Genomic DNA, 13,835 nt, shown 5'->3' on the forward strand with positions numbered 1-13,835 from the left:
GCAGATCGGCATGGGCGAACTGGCGCTACCGGACGGACTGGCGATACTGGGCGGCGGCAAGATCGGGGAGGCGCTGCTGTCGGGACTGCTGCGCGGCGAGCGCGGTCCGGCGGACATCGTGGTGTCCGAGAAGCACGCCGAGCGGGCCGCCTACCTGGAGCGGACGCACGGGGTGCGCGCCCTGGACGTGGCAGGGGCGGCCGGCGCGGCAGCGACCCTGGTGCTGGCCGTCAAGCCGCAGGACATCGACTCGCTGCTCGCCGAGCTGGCCGACGCGATCACCCCGGCCCACCTGATCGTCTCGGTGGCCGCGGGCGTGACCACGGCACACATCCAGTCCCGGCTACCCGCGGGCGTTCCGGTGGTGCGCTGCATGCCGAACACCCCGGCGCTGGTGGACCAGGCGATGACCGCGATCTGTGCCGGTGATCACGCCGGCGAGCAGCACCTGGCGGTGGCCGAGTCGCTGCTGCAGGCGGTCGGCAAGGTGGTGCGAGTGCCCGAGTCGCAGCTGGACGCGGTGACCGCGCTGTCCGGCTCCGGGCCGGCGTACTTCTTCTACCTGGTCGAGGCGATGATCGACGCCGGCATCCTGCTGGGGCTGCCGCGCGCGCTGGCGGCGGAGCTGATCGTGCAGACCGCGATCGGCTCGGCGGTGATGCTGCGCGACTCCGGCGAGCACCCGGTGCAGCTGCGCGAGGCGGTCACCAGCCCCGGCGGCACCACCATCGCCGCGATCCGGGAACTGGAGGTGCACGGGGTGCGGGCCGCCCTGCTCGCCGCGATCGAGGCCGCCTGCCTGCGCAGCCGCGAACTCGGTGCCGCCGAGTAGCCCGCACATCGGGGCATAACGGGGTGAACGGTGCGGCGCCACGTCATGATCAGCAGGACCGGTGGGGGGCAGGGGTCGCTTCTGCCCCACCCGTACCGCTAGTCTCAGGCCAGCACGTGCGTGTCCCGTTCGTCGGTGGGGAAGCCGACGCACTGACACGTGCCGAAGGTGTCGGTGAGACATGAGCACGTCCGGAAAGCGCAAGAGCGGCGATTCGCCGGAGCCGGCCGCGGTACACCCGGCCGACCCCGCCCTCGCCGAGGTCAGGTTCCTGACCGTCGCCGAGGTGGCGTCGGTGATGCGCGTGTCCAAAATGACCGTGTACCGCATGGTGCACAGCGGCGATCTGCCCGCCGTGCGCGTCGGCCGCTCGTTCCGCGTCCCGGAGAAGGCAGTCCACGAATACCTGCGTGCCGCGTTCATCGAAGCCGGATAATCGCCCCTTCGCCGATCGGCGTGCGGGGAACCCCCGCGCGTTGGGTACAGTGTGAGTTCGGTCCGGAAGTCCGTCCGGGCGTTACCTAGCTAGCCCGCCCGGGCTGTTGACGAGGGTTTTCTTATGGGTTCAGTCATCAAGAAGCGGCGCAAGCGGATGGCCAAGAAGAAGCACCGCAAGCTGCTGAAGAAGACTCGCGTCCAGCGCCGCAACAAGAAGTAGCGCTCAGCGCCGGGCGGCCACCGCCCGGACGACGCCCGGACCCAGCTGCACCCACCGGGCACTGGACGACGCCCGTCCGGTGCCCGCTGCGGCGCGCCCGGGCGCTGCCGGACGGGCGCCCCACCGCCCGCTGCGCCGCAGCGCGCCGGCCGCGACCACCCCGCCGCCGAGCGCGCCCAGCCCGAGCGCTGCCGGGATGCCGACCCGTGCCGCCCTGCGGCCCGAGCGGAAGTCGCGGATCTGCCAGCCGCGCGCCTTGGCCTCGGCCCGCAGCGCCGAGTCCGGGTTCACCGCCACCGGGTGCCCGACCAGCGAGAGCATCGGGACGTCGTTGATCGAGTCCGAGTAGGCGCTGCACTGCGTCAGGTCCAGGCCCTCGCGGGCAGCCAGGTCGCGCACCGCCTGCGCCTTGGCCTCGCCGTGCAGCACGTCGCCGACCAACCGCCCGGTGTAGGCGCCGTCGAGGGTCTGCGAGACGGTCCCGAGCGCGCCGGTCAGACCCAGCCGGGTCGCGATGATCCGGGCCAGCTCGACCGGGGTGGCGGTCACCAGCCAGACCCGCTCGCCCGCGGCCAGGTGCTGCCGGGCGAGTGCGTGCGTGCCGGACCAGATCCGTCCGGCCATCTCCTCGTCGTAGATCTCCTCGCCCAGGGCGACGATCTCGCTGACCTGCTTGCCCGCGACGAACGCCAGCGCCGAATCGCGGGTGGAGTGCATGTCCCCGGCGTTCTCGCCGGTGAGCCGCAACCGCGCCTGACGCACGGCGAACCGCGCCAGGTCCCGGCCGGTGAAGAACTTGCGGCTCGCCAGCCCGCGCGCGAAGTGGTACATCGACGCGCCGATCAGCATCGTGTTGTCGACGTCGAAGAACGCCGCCCGGTGCGGTTCCGGCCCCACGGCGAGCGGCTCGGCCGGGCCATCGGCTGCTCCCGCGGACGTCACCGAGCCAGCGTAACCAAGGTGGGCTGACCGCCAGGTGGCGCGCTGCTAGATGCCGATGTGGATGCCGCAGGTGCCCACGCCGATGCCGATCGGGCCGAGCGAGATGGAGGCGCCACAGCTGTCGGTGGTGACCGACGGGGTGGGCAACGGCAGGCTCGGTAGCGGCAGGCCGGGCAGCGGCAGGCTCGGCGTCGGCAACGGCACCGGCCCGCCGGTGGAGCCGCTCGACCCCGGCGGGCTGCTACCCGGGGCAGCGGACGTGCCGCCACCGGGCGTGATCCCGGTCCCCCCCGGCGCGGCCGGGCTGTGGCTCTGGTCCGGCCGCGGGCTGCTGGTCGAGCCGGTACTGCCCGGCGTGGCGCCCGAGCTGTGGCCGGGCCTGCCCGGCTGGGCCGGCCCGGCGCACGCGGTGCACGGCAGCGGGCCGAGGTCGTCGCTGTGCGCGTTGTCCAGGCAACCGCACCCGATCACGGCCTGCAGTTGCCTGGCCCGCGCGTACGCCGAGGCGATTAGGGTGGCCGAGGACGCCGCGGCATCGTGCAGCGAGCCCGCCGGGATTCGCGCCACGATCGCGTCCAGCCGGCCCTGCTGCGCCGGCGCCCAGCCGGTCATCACCTGCAGCGGCGCCGCCGAACGGGCGCTGACGGCCTGGCTGCCGAGCAGTTGCGCGGCCTGCCGGACGTCGTCGTCGGCCGAACCCAGCGTGCTGCGGACGAGCGAGGCGGTGCGCTCGGTGATGGCGCCGTCGGCCTGCGGCCCGGTGCCGGATGCGGATGCGTTGCCCAGCAACGAGCTGACCTCATCGGCGCGCGTCTTGGCGAAGGAGAGCAGGTCCTTCGCGCGCGAGACCTTGCCGCTGGTGAGGGACAGCTGGGCGTTCTCGCCGGCGCGTTTGAGGCCGTACAGGGCGTCGCCGGGCAGCGCGCTGCGGCTGAGCCAGACCGCCCCGGTGAGGGCGATCGTCAGCACCGTCAGGGCGGCCACGGCGAACCGCACCTTGCGGGCGAGGTGCAGCTGCGGGACGCGCCGGGCCGCCGCGCGGGCACGGGACAGGCGCCCCGCCGGGGCAGCGGCCCCGGGCTTGCGCTGCGGCTGCTCGGTGGACCCCTCGGCGACCAGCCGCGGCGTGACCGCGACCAGCTGCTCGCGCAGCTCGGCCCGGAACTCGGCGCGCGGTGCGGGGCCGGGCTCGAGGCTGCTCAGCGCGGCGACGAGCTCGCGGATCTGCGGGTCCTTCGAGCGCGCCGGATCTTCGAACCTGCGCAGCGCGGCCCCCAGCAGCGGGACACGATGCTCAGCCATGACCTGGTTCCCCCACTGCGGCACTGCAGACGGTGGGCGCGGCGATGCACGCGCTCGAATGGTTCAACGAGCGAGCAAATGCCGCGTTACGCGTCATCGCAGCTCACCGCCGACCAGTTCGGCCAGCTTGCGCACGGCGCGGTGCTGCAGGGCCTTGATCGCTCCGTCGTTCTTGCCCATGACCGCCGCGGTCTCGCTGACCGAGAAGCCCTGGATGAAGCGGAGCAGCACGCACTCGCGCTGCTCGTCGCCGAGCTGGCGCACCGCCGCCATCAGCCGTTCGTTGGTCAGCGCCTCGAGCACCGCCGCCTCGGGGCTCGGCGCGCGGTCGTCGCCTTCGAAGGTGTCGGCGGTGGTGATCTCCAGCCGGTGCCGCGCGGACTTCATGTGGTCGAACACGATGTTGCGGGCAATGGTGACGAACCAGGCGCCGATGTCGCGCCCCTGATAGGTGATGGTGCCGATGCGGCGCAGGGCGCGCAGGAACGTCTCGCTGGTGAAGTCCTCGGCCAGGGCGCGGTCGTTCACCCGGAAGTAGATGAAGCGGTACACCGAGTCGACGTAGCGGTCGTACAGCTGCCCGAAGGCGTCGCCGTCGCCCTGCTGGGCCCGGCTGACCAGTTGCCAGACCTCGCTGTGCTGCTCCTCGACCGGCTCGGGCGTCGCCTGCCAGCCGCGGGCCCGCAGGCCGCCCCGCGGCGCGGGGCGGTGCTGGCCGGTGGTGACGTCGACGGCCATGGCGAGATCGAGCGGGACCGGTCCGTCCACGGCCAGGGCCGGGCGCAGCCGCAACTCGACAGCAGCGGCGGCGACCAGTTCGGCGAGCGCTCGCCAGCCCCGCGCGGGGTCGTTCGACCCGCGCTCGAACCGTGCTGCACCCGGCATGCGTAGCACCCTTTCCACGGCGGGCGAAGATGGGGGAACTCCGCCGTGTGTGAAAACAGGCGCCAACGGTACCGTTGAATCGCGGTTCTGGGTACCTTTCGGACGCGACAGTCCCTGCCCGGGCCGGCCGGCGGCGTCGGGAGAGGGGGAGCGGTGAACGGCTCGCGTGCCTGCGGACCCTCGGACCTGGTGCGTCACCGGGCGTCCGAACGGCCCGGCGCCACCGCCCTGGTCGACGCCACCACCAGGCTGAGCTGGGCCGAGCTGGACGCGCAGGTGAACCGGGCGGCGGCGGCGCTGCGCGCGGCGGGGCCGGCTCCCGGAGACCGGGTCGCGCTGAGCCTGGGCACCGGCACCGACTTCGCGGTGCTGTACCTCGGTGCGCTTCGAGCCGGTCTGATCGCGGTTCCGCTGAACCCGGCCTACACCGGCCCCGAACTCGCGCACGTCACCGCCGATTGCGGCGCGGCCCTGCACCTGGACGCGACCGCCGGGCGCGCGCTGCTCGCGGCCGCGCCGGCAGCCGAGGACCCGCGCGCCGACCGCACCGGCGAGAGCGCGGCCGTCCTGCTCTACACGAGCGGCACCGACGGCCGCACCCGCGGCGCGATCCTGTCGGTGCGGGCGCTGATGGCGAACCTGGACCAGCTGGCCGGTATCGAGCCCGCGCTACTCACCGGCACCGACGTGCTCTACGTGCCGCTGCCGCTCAGCCATGTCTTCGGCCTCAACGCCGGGCTGGGCATGGCGTTGCGGGTGGGCGCGACCGCCGTCCTCGCCGACCGGTTCGACCCCGCCGCCAGCCTGGACGCGATCCGCGCCGAGCGGGCCACCGCGGTGATCGGCGTGCCGGGGCAGTACGCCGCCTGGCTGGGCCGGCCCGGTGTCGCCGCGGCGTTCTCCGGCGTGCGGATCGCGATCTCCGGCTCGGCCACCCTCACCCCCGCCGTCGTCGAGGGCTACGCCGCGCTCGGAGTGCCGCTGCGCAACGGGTACGGCCTGACCGAGGCCGCGCCGGTGCTGGCTATCACCGGCCCCGGGGAGCTGCCGTCGGCGGGCTCGGTGGGCCGGCCGATCCCCGGCGTCGAGGTCGAACTGCGCGACGCCGACGGCAGCGTGAGCGAGCCGGGCGACCCGGGCCGGGTGTTCGTGCGCGGCCCCAACCTGTTCTCCGGCTACTGGACCGGCGGGGCCGACGCGGCCGATGGCGCCGCCGGGTCCGGGGGACCGGACGCCGACGGCTGGTTCGGCACCGGCGACCTGGCGGTACTGGACGACTCCGGCGCGCTGCGACTGGTGGGACGCTCGGCCGAACTGGTCGTGGTCAACGGCTTCAACGTGTACCCGGCCGAGGTGGAGTCCGTTCTCGCCGCCGAGCCGGGCGTGGCCGAGGTCGCCGTGATCGGCGTCCCGGACGAGCGGGCCGGCGAGGCCGTGCAGGCGTACGTGGTGCCGGTGGCCGGGGCGGCGCTGCATCCGGACGACCTGCTGGCGGCCGCGTCCCGCTCGCTGGCCCGGTTCAAGCTGCCCGCGAACATCACCGTGGTCGACGCGCTCCCGCACACCGTGACCGGCAAGATCACCAAGTGGATGCTCGCTGCGAGGGTCGCCGGGAGCACCGAAGGGGAGCGCGATGGCGACGGCTGAGCACGAGGTCACGCTGATCACCCGGACCGGCTGCCACCTGTGCCAGGACGCCGAGGCCACCTTGCGCCGGCTGGCCGGCGAACTCGGCTTCGGCTACCGCGAGCTGGACGTGGACGCCGACCCGGCGCGGCGCGCGGAGTACTCCGACCGGGTGCCGGTGATCCTCGTCGACGGCAAGGAGCACGGCTACTGGCGGGTCGAAGAGCCACGCTTGCGGGCGGCGCTGGCCCGCTGAGCGGCCCCGCAGGCGGCCCGCAGGGCCTATAACACAGCCGTCCTCGATTTGGGAAAAGATTCACGAGCGGCGTAGCTTCGACGCTGTCCTTCCAGCTTCTACCACACCGCTCCGGACGCCTGTGCGGCACCTGTCCGGCGCGGCGCACGCGGGGTGTTGATGACGGTCGAGCGCAGCGTCGCGGCTGATTCGCGCACGGTGCCCGAGGCAACGGTGGCCCGGCTGGCCACCTACCTTCGCGTTCTCGGCGCGCTCAGCGACCGGTCGATCACCACCGTCTCGTCCGAGGAGCTGGCCGCCGCGGCCGGGGTCAATTCGGCCAAACTGCGCAAGGACCTTTCCTACCTCGGCTCGTACGGCATCCGCGGCGTCGGCTACGACGTGCGCACCCTCACCGACGAGATCGCCCGCATCCTCGGCGTCACCGTGCGGCGTGCGGTCGCGCTGATCGGCGTCGGCAACCTGGGGCAGGCGCTGGCCGGCTACGACGGGTTCGCCTCGCGCGGCTTCCGCATCGCCGCGCTGCTGGACGCCTCGCCCACCCTGATCGGCTCCACGGTCCGTGAACTGGTGGTCCGCGACATCGCCGAGCTGGAGCAGGTGGTCACCGAGCAGGAGATCGCGATCGCCGTGCTGGCGGTGCCGGCGTCGGCCGCGCAGGACGTCTGCGATCGGGTGGTCGCTGCGGGAGTCACCAGCATCCTGAACTTCGCACCCGTGGTGTTGGCGGTGCCGGCGCACGTCGACCTGCGCAAGGTCGACCTGGCCGCTGAGCTGCAGATCCTCTCCTTCCACGAGAACCGCAAGTCCGCCGCGGCCCTCATCGCAGGTGGTATGGCGTGAGCATCCTGGTGGTCGGGCTGTCGTACCGGACCGCGCCCGTCTCGCTGCTGGAGAAGGCGGCCGTCCCGGTCGACGACCTGCGCAAGACGCTGGAGGAGTTGCAGCGCGCCGAAACGATCAGCGAGGCGCTGCTGCTGTCGACCTGCAACCGGGTCGAGGTGTACGCCGACGTCGCCCGCTTCCACCCCGCGGTCGCCGACGTCAGCTCGGTGCTGTCGCGCCATTCGGGCGTTCCGGTCGCCGACCTGTCCGAGCACCTGTACGTGCACTTCGCCGAGGCCGCGGTCGAACACATGCTCTCCGTCGCGTCCGGGCTCGACTCGATGGTGGTCGGCGAGTCGCAGATCCTCGGCCAGCTGCGCTCGGCGTACGCGCTGGGCGCCGACCTCGGTTCGATCGGCAGCGTCCTGCACGATCTGGCGCAGACGGCGCTGCGGGTCGGCAAGCGGGTGCACTCGGACACCGGTATCGACAAGGCAGGGGCGTCGGTCGTCTCGGTCGCGCTCGATCACGCCGAGGAGATCCTGGGCGAGCTGGCCGGGCACCGCGCGGTCATCGTCGGTGCCGGCTCGATGGGCGCGCTGGCCGGCGCGTCGCTGCGGCGCCGCGGCGTCACCGACTTCGTGATCGCCAACCGTTCGCTCGAACGGGCCGAGCGGCTGTCCGCGGCGCTCGGCGGCCGGGCGGTCGGGCTGGCTGAGCTGGAGGTTGAGCTCGCCGGCGCGGACCTGCTGGTGTCCTCGACGGGCGCGAGCGGCCTGGTGGTCGACGCCGAGGCGATCGGCCCCCGCGCCGGCCGCCCGCTCGTGGTGCTCGACCTGGCCCTGCCCCGCGACGTCTCGCCCGCGGTCGGCGATCAGCCCGCGGTCAGCTACATCGACATCGAGGCGCTGCGCAGCCGCGGCGCGATGGTGAGCGACGAGGACGTGCGCGCGGCCACCGCGATCGTCAGCGCCGAGCTCGGCCGCTACCTCGCCGAGCAGCAGCAGCTGGCCGTCGCGCCGACCGTCACTGCGTTGCGGGCCCGCGCCAACCAGGTGATCGAAGGCGAGCTGTCCCGGCTGGACGGGCGGCTGCCCGGGCTGGACTCGGACGTGCGCAGCGAGGTCGCCGACGCCGTGCGCCGTGCGGTCGAGAAGGTGCTGCACACCCCGACCGTGCGGGTGAAGGAACTGGCGGCGACCCCCGGCGGCGACCAGTACGCCAGCGCGCTGCGGGAACTGTTCGGCCTGGATCCGGCGCGGGCCGAGTCGGTCGCCGCGGTCAAGACCAACCCCGAGGCCGCGTCATGACGGCGACCAGGACGATCCGCATCGGCACCCGCGCCTCGGTGCTGGCCCGCACCCAGACCCAGCACGTCGCCGACGCACTGGGCGCCTCGGTCCAGATCGTGCCGATCGTGACGGCCGGCGACCGGTCCGCCGCCTCGGTGTCCCAGCTGGGGGGCACCGGGGTGTTCGTGTCCGCGCTGCGCGAGGCGCTGCTCGCCGGCGAGATCGACGTCGCCGTGCACTCGTTCAAGGACCTGCCGACCGCACCGGCCGACGGCATCGTCATCGGCGCCGTGCCGGTGCGCGAGGACCCGCGTGACGCGCTGGTGGCCCGTGACGGCCTGACGCTGGGCGAGTTGCCGCAGGGCGCGCGCGTCGGCACCGGCGCGCCGCGGCGGGCGGCCCAGCTGCGTGCGCTCGGGCTCGGGCTGCAGATACTCGACCTGCGCGGCAACGTGGACACCCGGCTGGGCAAGGTGAGCTCGGGCGAGCTGGACGCGGTGGTCCTGGCACTCGCCGGGCTGCGCCGGCTCGGCCGCGACGGCGAGGTCAGCGAGATCCTCGACCCGATCCAGGTGCTGCCCGCGCCGGCTCAGGGCGCGCTGGCCATCGAGTGCCGGGCCGACGACGAGCACGTGCTCGCCGCGGTGGCGGCGCTCGAGCACGCGGACTCGCGGGCGGCCGTGGCGGCCGAGCGGGCGGTGCTCGCGGCGCTGGAAGCCGGCTGTTCCGCACCGGTGGGTGCCCTGGCCGTGGTCGCCGAGGGCGACGACGGCCCCGAAGTGTTCCTCCGCGCGTCGGTGACGGCAGTGGACGGCAGCGCCGCCGTCCGGCAGTCCGCGACCGGTGCGGTAACCGATGCCGAAGGCGTGGGACGGCGACTGGCCGCCGGCCTGCTCGCCGACGGCGCAGACCAGATGATGGCCGCGACACAGGAAAGCGGCCGAGATGGGGAGAGTTCCACATGACCCGAGTGCGCAAGACCGTCGGCCGTGTCACCTTTGTCGGTGCCGGCCCCGGTGACCCGGGCCTGCTCGCGGTGCACGCGGCCGAAGCGCTGCGCCGCGCTGACGTCGTGTTCGCCGACGCGCAGGTGAGCCCGGCCGTGGTCGCGTTGGCCGCCGCCGAGGTGCGTGCCGTCGAGGGGACGCCCGCCGATACCGCCAAGCTGTTGCTCGCCGAGGCCCGCAACGGGCTGTCCGTCGTCCGGCTCGTGGCCGGCGACCCGCTGGCCGACGAGGCCGTGGCGAAGGAGGCGCTGGCGGTGGCCCGCACCGTCGTCCCGTTCGATGTCGTGCCCGGCGTCCCGGTCGGTGTCGGCGCCGCCGCCTACGCCGGCGTGCCGTACGGGCCGTTGCGCACCGAGGCCGACATCAGCGATGCCGCGGCGCTGGACTACGAGAGCCTGGCCGGCGCGCCGGGCACCCTGGTGCTCACCGTCCCGGCCGCCGACGCGCAGCTGCTCGGTGAGCAGCTGGTCGCCAACGGCCTCAAGCCGGACACCCCGGTCACGGTCAGCTGCGGCGCGACCACCACCGGCCAGCAGACCGTCACCGGGAGCCTCGGCGATCTGGAGCTGGCCGCCGTCGGGATGAGCGGCACCCTGGTCGTCACCGTCGGCAAGGCCGCGACCCAGCACGAGAAGCTGGCCTGGTGGGAGGCGCGCGCGCTGTACGGCTGGCGGGTGCTGGTGCCGCGCACCAAGGAGCAGGCCGGTGCCATGAGCGAACGGTTGCGCTCGTTCGGGGCGGTCCCGGTGGAGGTGCCGACGATCGCCGTCGAGCCGCCGCGCACGCCGACTCAGATGGAGCGGGCGATCAAGGGCCTGGTCACCGGCCGGTACGAGTGGATCGTGTTCACCTCGACCAACGCGGTGCGTGCCGTGCGGGAGAAGTTCGAGGCGTTCGGGCTGGACGCCCGCGCGTTCGCAGGGGTCAAGATCGCGTGCGTCGGGGAGGCCACCGCCGAGGCGGTCCGCTCGTTCGGCATCACCCCGGAGCTGGTGCCCTCCGGGGAGCAGTCGTCCGAGGGTCTGCTGGCCGACTTCCCGCCGTACGACGACATCCTGGACCCGATCGACCGGGTGCTGCTGCCGCGCGCGGACATCGCCACCGAGACGCTGGCCGCCGGCCTGCGTGAGCGCGGCTGGGAGATCGACGACGTGACCGCGTACCGCACGGTGCGCGCCGCGCCGCCGGCTGCCGAGATCCGTGACTCGATCAAGTCCGGCGGTTTCCAGGCGGTGTGCTTCACGTCCTCGTCCACCGTGCGGAACCTGGTCGGCATCGCCGGCAAGCCGCACGCGCGGACCGTCGTGGCGTGCATCGGCCCGCAGACCGCGGCCACCGCGAAGGAGTTCGGCCTGCGGGTGGACGTGCAGCCCGAGAGCGCCACGGTGCCTGCGCTGATCGACGCGCTGGCCGAATTCGCCGTCGCCAAGGTCGCCGAGGAGCGCGAGAAGGCCGCCGCGGCCGCTGCGAAGAAGGCCGCCCGGAGAAGGTGATCCCCGCGTCGAACCTTCCTGAGTTGCCGGGGTTCCCGGTATCGCGGTTGCGGCGGCTGCGGCGCACGGCCGCGCTGCGGCGGCTGGTGTCGGACGTCGTGGTGCGTCCGGCCGAGCTGGTGCTGCCGATGTTCGTGCGCGAGGGCGTGTCCGAGCCGGTACCGATCTCGTCCATGCCGGGCGTCGTCCAGCACTCGCAGGAGTCGCTGGTCAAGGCCGCCGTGGCCGCGGTCGAGGCCGGGGTCGGCGGGCTGATGCTCTTCGGCGTGCCGGCCTCGAAGGACGCGCGCGGCTCGGGCGCCGACGACCCGGACGGCGTGCTCAACGTCGCGCTGCGCCGGCTGCGCGCGGAGTTGGGCGATGACACGGTGCTGATGGCCGACCTGTGCCTGGACGAGTTCACCGAGCACGGGCACTGCGGGGTGCTCGCCGCGGACGGGTCGGTCGACAACGACGCGACGCTGCAGCGGTATGCCGCGATGGCCCTGGCGCAGGCCGAGGCGGGCGCGCACCTGCTCGGCACCAGCGGGATGATGGACGGCCAGGTGGGCGCCGTGCGGGCGGCGCTCGACGCGGCCGGGTCGAGCGACACCGGCATCCTGGGTTACGCGCCCAAGTACGCCTCGGCGTTCTACGGGCCGTTCCGCGAGGCGGTCAACTCCTCGTTGCAGGGCGATCGCCGGACCTACCAGCAGGACGCGTCGCGGACGGTCGCCGAAGCCCTGGCCGAGGTTGCCCTGGACGTCGCCGAGGGTGCCGACCTGGTGATGGTCAAGCCCGCGCTGCCGTACCTGGACGTGCTGCGTGCGGTCGCCGACGCATCGCCGGTCCCGGTCGCGGCGTACCAGATCAGCGGGGAGTACGCGATGATCGAGGCGGCCGCCGAGCGTGGCTGGCTGGATCGCGATCGCGCCGTCGTGGAGACCCTGACCTCGATCAAGCGAGCTGGGGCGTCGCTGATTCTCACCTATTGGGCTGCCGAATTTGCTAACAAGGAGTTAACATAGCGGGGTGAGCGCGCCGGGCCGTCCGATCTACCACGAGGCGGGCCGCAGCTATGGCTCCGCGCTGGTCCTGTCCGTCCTGATCGCGCTCGGGTTCCTCGCCGACCTGCTGATCGGCGGCGGCCTGGCGCACCTGATCGCCTGGATCGTCGCGTTCGTCGTCGTGGTCGGGATCGACCTGATCGTGGTGCACGCCGCGCGCACGTTCGGCTCGGTGACCGTCACGGAGACCGCGCTGGTCGTGGGCGAGGGGCGCGTGGACCGTGAGCGGCTCGTGGCGATCGTGCGCAGTGCGGACGACGGCGCGCCGGTGCTCGGTCGCAGCAGCGCCCAAGGCGTGCCGCGCGGCAAGGCGGTACTGGCCGCGCGGCTCAGCGACGGCAGCACGCTGCTCGTGCCGACGCGTCACCCGGACCGGCTCGCCGAGGTGCTGTCCCTGTCGCTGGACGTCCCCCAGGTGCGCCCGGCCGAGCCCGCGGACGCGCCTGCGATCCGCGAGATCGAGCAGGGCGCCGCGGCGCTGTTCCGCGTCGCCGGCCTCGAGTTCCCCGGGCCGTGGTCGGATCTGACGCGAACCCGAGGATCGCTCGCGACGTACGTGTGCGGCGAGCCGCCGGCGGGGTTCGTCCAGCTGACCGAGCTGGACGGCGCGGCGCACATCGAGCAACTCGCGGTGCTGCCGGGGCGGATGCGCTCGGGGCTCGGTGGCGCCTTGCTGGAGGCCGCCTGTGGCTGGGCGCGCGAGCGCGGCCGGCCCGCGATCACCATCACGATCTACCCGGGCGTGGAACCGGTCCGCGAGTTCTTCCGCGGGCATGGCTTCGCCGAGACGTCCGAACTCGGACCCGAGCTGCTCGAACTGCGCGACTGGGAGCGGGCGATCGGGCTGGACGCCGCCGGCGAGCGGGTCGTGCTGCGCCGCGAGCTCTAGCCGCCGATGGCGCGGGCTAGCGCGGCGCCATCCGGATCGCTCCGTCCAGGCGGATCACCTCGCCGTTGAGCATGGGGTTGCGCACGATGTGCTCGACGAGCGCGGCGTACTCGCCCGGATCGCCCAACCGGGACGGGTGTGGCACCTGGGCGCCCAGGCTGGCCTGCGCCTCCTCGGGCAGCCCTTCGAGCATCGGCGTCTTGAACAGCCCGGGGGCGATCGTCATCACCCGGATCTGCTTGTCGGCCAGGTCCCGCGCGATGGGCAGCGTCATGCCGACCACCCCGCCCTTGGACGCGGAGTAGGCGGCCTGCCCGATCTGCCCGTCGAACGCGGCGACGCTCGCGGTGTTGACGATGACGCCGCGCTCGCCGTCGACCGGGTCGGTGGCGGCGATGCGTTCGGCGGCGAGCCGGATCATGTTGAACGTGCCGATCAGGTTCACCGTGACGACGCGGGCGAACGCGTCCAGCGGCAGGACGGCGCCCTTGCCGCTGATCACCCGGCCGGGCGTGCCGATGCCGGCGCAGTTCACCGCGATGCGGATCGGTCCGAGCGCGGCCGCGGTGTCCAGCGCCGCGGCGACGTCCGCCTCGCTCGTGACGTCGGCGGCCGCGAAGCCGGCCGCGGCGCCGAGCCGCTCGGCGGCCTGCGCTCCCGGCGAGCCCGGCAGGTCGACGAGCACCACCTGCGCGCCCTCGCCCGCGAGCCGCTTGGCGGTGGCGAATCCGAGGCCGGAGGCCCCTCCGGTGACGACGGCGACGCTGCCCTGGATCTGCATG

15 protein-coding genes are annotated in these 13,835 nt (G+C 73.6%); 11 read left to right on the top strand and 4 right to left on the bottom strand.

The genetic code is table 11. The features are described from left to right. Positions 1-10: 10 nt before the first annotated feature. The 3 genes from proC (at position 11) to M6B22_RS13500 (ending at position 1,490) form a co-directional block, all read left to right on the top strand. Positions 11-832, top strand: coding sequence for a pyrroline-5-carboxylate reductase (gene proC / locus M6B22_RS13490; RefSeq protein WP_269442077.1), 822 nt, complete (start codon positions 11-13; stop codon positions 830-832). 181 nt (positions 833-1,013) lie between these two features. Continuing rightward, positions 1,014-1,268 (top strand): helix-turn-helix domain-containing protein, encoded by a 255-nt coding sequence (locus M6B22_RS13495; protein WP_269442078.1) that lies wholly within the window; start codon positions 1,014-1,016, stop codon positions 1,266-1,268. A 123-nt stretch (positions 1,269-1,391) separates the two neighbouring features. Next, a complete protein-coding gene (locus M6B22_RS13500) occupies positions 1,392-1,490 on the top strand; it encodes a 30S ribosomal protein bS22 (RefSeq protein WP_012854759.1) in 99 nt (32 codons plus the stop codon). A 3-nt stretch (positions 1,491-1,493) separates the two neighbouring features. Here M6B22_RS13500 and M6B22_RS13505 read toward each other — a convergent pair whose 3' ends face one another. The 3 genes from M6B22_RS13505 to M6B22_RS13515 form a co-directional block, all read right to left on the bottom strand. Further along, a complete protein-coding gene (locus M6B22_RS13505; RefSeq protein ID WP_269442079.1) occupies positions 1,494-2,432 on the bottom strand; it encodes an HAD family hydrolase in 939 nt (312 codons plus the stop codon). Between the two features lie 45 nt (positions 2,433-2,477). Next, the gene (locus M6B22_RS13510) at positions 2,478-3,734 is read right to left on the bottom strand and encodes a DUF5667 domain-containing protein (RefSeq protein ID WP_269442080.1); all 1,257 of its coding nucleotides are present in this window, start codon (positions 3,732-3,734) and stop codon (positions 2,478-2,480) included. A gap of 93 nt (positions 3,735-3,827) precedes the next feature. Then, entirely contained in the window at positions 3,828-4,619 is a 792-nt protein-coding gene (locus tag M6B22_RS13515; protein ID WP_269442081.1) for a sigma-70 family RNA polymerase sigma factor, read from the bottom strand. 153 nt (positions 4,620-4,772) lie between these two features. On the opposite strand from M6B22_RS13515, the gene M6B22_RS13520 reads away from it, so the two are divergent. The 8 genes from M6B22_RS13520 (at position 4,773) to M6B22_RS13555 (ending at position 13,053) form a co-directional block, all read left to right on the top strand. Continuing rightward, a complete protein-coding gene (locus M6B22_RS13520; protein WP_269442082.1) occupies positions 4,773-6,266 on the top strand; it encodes a class I adenylate-forming enzyme family protein in 1,494 nt (497 codons plus the stop codon). Continuing rightward, positions 6,253-6,501, top strand: coding sequence for a glutaredoxin family protein (locus M6B22_RS13525; protein ID WP_269442083.1), 249 nt, complete (start codon positions 6,253-6,255; stop codon positions 6,499-6,501). Before M6B22_RS13520 ends, M6B22_RS13525 begins: the two co-directional genes overlap by 14 nt. Before the next feature lie 159 nt (positions 6,502-6,660). Continuing rightward, complete coding sequence (locus tag M6B22_RS13530) at positions 6,661-7,344, top strand: redox-sensing transcriptional repressor Rex (RefSeq protein WP_269442084.1); 684 nt, start codon at positions 6,661-6,663, stop codon at positions 7,342-7,344. Next, entirely contained in the window at positions 7,341-8,636 is a 1,296-nt protein-coding gene (locus M6B22_RS13535) for a glutamyl-tRNA reductase (RefSeq protein WP_269442085.1), read from the top strand. The genes M6B22_RS13530 and M6B22_RS13535 overlap by 4 nt, the downstream gene beginning before the upstream one ends. Beyond that, positions 8,633-9,583, top strand: coding sequence for a hydroxymethylbilane synthase (hemC, locus tag M6B22_RS13540; protein ID WP_269442086.1), 951 nt, complete (start codon positions 8,633-8,635; stop codon positions 9,581-9,583). Before M6B22_RS13535 ends, hemC begins: the two co-directional genes overlap by 4 nt. After that, on the top strand, positions 9,580-11,118 hold the full coding sequence (locus M6B22_RS13545; RefSeq protein WP_269442087.1) for a uroporphyrinogen-III synthase: 1,539 nt from the start codon (positions 9,580-9,582) through the stop codon (positions 11,116-11,118). Before hemC ends, M6B22_RS13545 begins: the two co-directional genes overlap by 4 nt. Then, complete coding sequence (gene hemB / locus M6B22_RS13550) at positions 11,115-12,125, top strand: porphobilinogen synthase (RefSeq protein ID WP_269442088.1); 1,011 nt, start codon at positions 11,115-11,117, stop codon at positions 12,123-12,125. The genes M6B22_RS13545 and hemB overlap by 4 nt, the downstream gene beginning before the upstream one ends. 4 nt (positions 12,126-12,129) lie before the next feature. Further along, positions 12,130-13,053, top strand: a complete 924-nt coding sequence (locus M6B22_RS13555) for a GNAT family N-acetyltransferase (protein WP_269442089.1) — start codon at positions 12,130-12,132, stop codon at positions 13,051-13,053. A gap of 16 nt (positions 13,054-13,069) precedes the next feature. Here M6B22_RS13555 and M6B22_RS13560 read toward each other — a convergent pair whose 3' ends face one another. Continuing rightward, positions 13,070-13,834 carry an SDR family NAD(P)-dependent oxidoreductase gene (locus tag M6B22_RS13560; protein ID WP_269442090.1) on the bottom strand — a complete coding sequence of 255 codons (765 nt, stop codon included), beginning with the start codon at positions 13,832-13,834 and terminating at the stop codon, positions 13,070-13,072. Between the last annotated feature and the right edge of the window lies 1 nt (position 13,835).

The sequence above is a fragment of the Jatrophihabitans cynanchi genome (assembly GCF_027247405.1).
GTDB classification, from domain to species: Bacteria; Actinomycetota; Actinomycetes; order Mycobacteriales; family Jatrophihabitantaceae; genus Jatrophihabitans_B; species Jatrophihabitans_B cynanchi.

Coding starts and splice junctions, on each gene's coding strand:
- proC (WP_269442077.1), top strand. CDS start 11: ATGGGCGAACTGGCGCTACCGGACGGACTGGCGATACTGGGCGGCGGC.
- M6B22_RS13495 (WP_269442078.1), top strand. CDS start 1,014: ATGAGCACGTCCGGAAAGCGCAAGAGCGGCGATTCGCCGGAGCCGGCC.
- M6B22_RS13500 (WP_012854759.1), top strand. CDS start 1,392: ATGGGTTCAGTCATCAAGAAGCGGCGCAAGCGGATGGCCAAGAAGAAG.
- M6B22_RS13510 (WP_269442080.1), bottom strand. CDS start 3,734: ATGGCTGAGCATCGTGTCCCGCTGCTGGGGGCCGCGCTGCGCAGGTTC.
- M6B22_RS13515 (WP_269442081.1), bottom strand. CDS start 4,619: ATGCCGGGTGCAGCACGGTTCGAGCGCGGGTCGAACGACCCCGCGCGG.
- M6B22_RS13525 (WP_269442083.1), top strand. CDS start 6,253: ATGGCGACGGCTGAGCACGAGGTCACGCTGATCACCCGGACCGGCTGC.
- M6B22_RS13530 (WP_269442084.1), top strand. CDS start 6,661: ATGACGGTCGAGCGCAGCGTCGCGGCTGATTCGCGCACGGTGCCCGAG.
- hemC (WP_269442086.1), top strand. CDS start 8,633: ATGACGGCGACCAGGACGATCCGCATCGGCACCCGCGCCTCGGTGCTG.
- M6B22_RS13545 (WP_269442087.1), top strand. CDS start 9,580: ATGACCCGAGTGCGCAAGACCGTCGGCCGTGTCACCTTTGTCGGTGCC.
- M6B22_RS13560 (WP_269442090.1), bottom strand. CDS start 13,834: ATGCAGATCCAGGGCAGCGTCGCCGTCGTCACCGGAGGGGCCTCCGGC.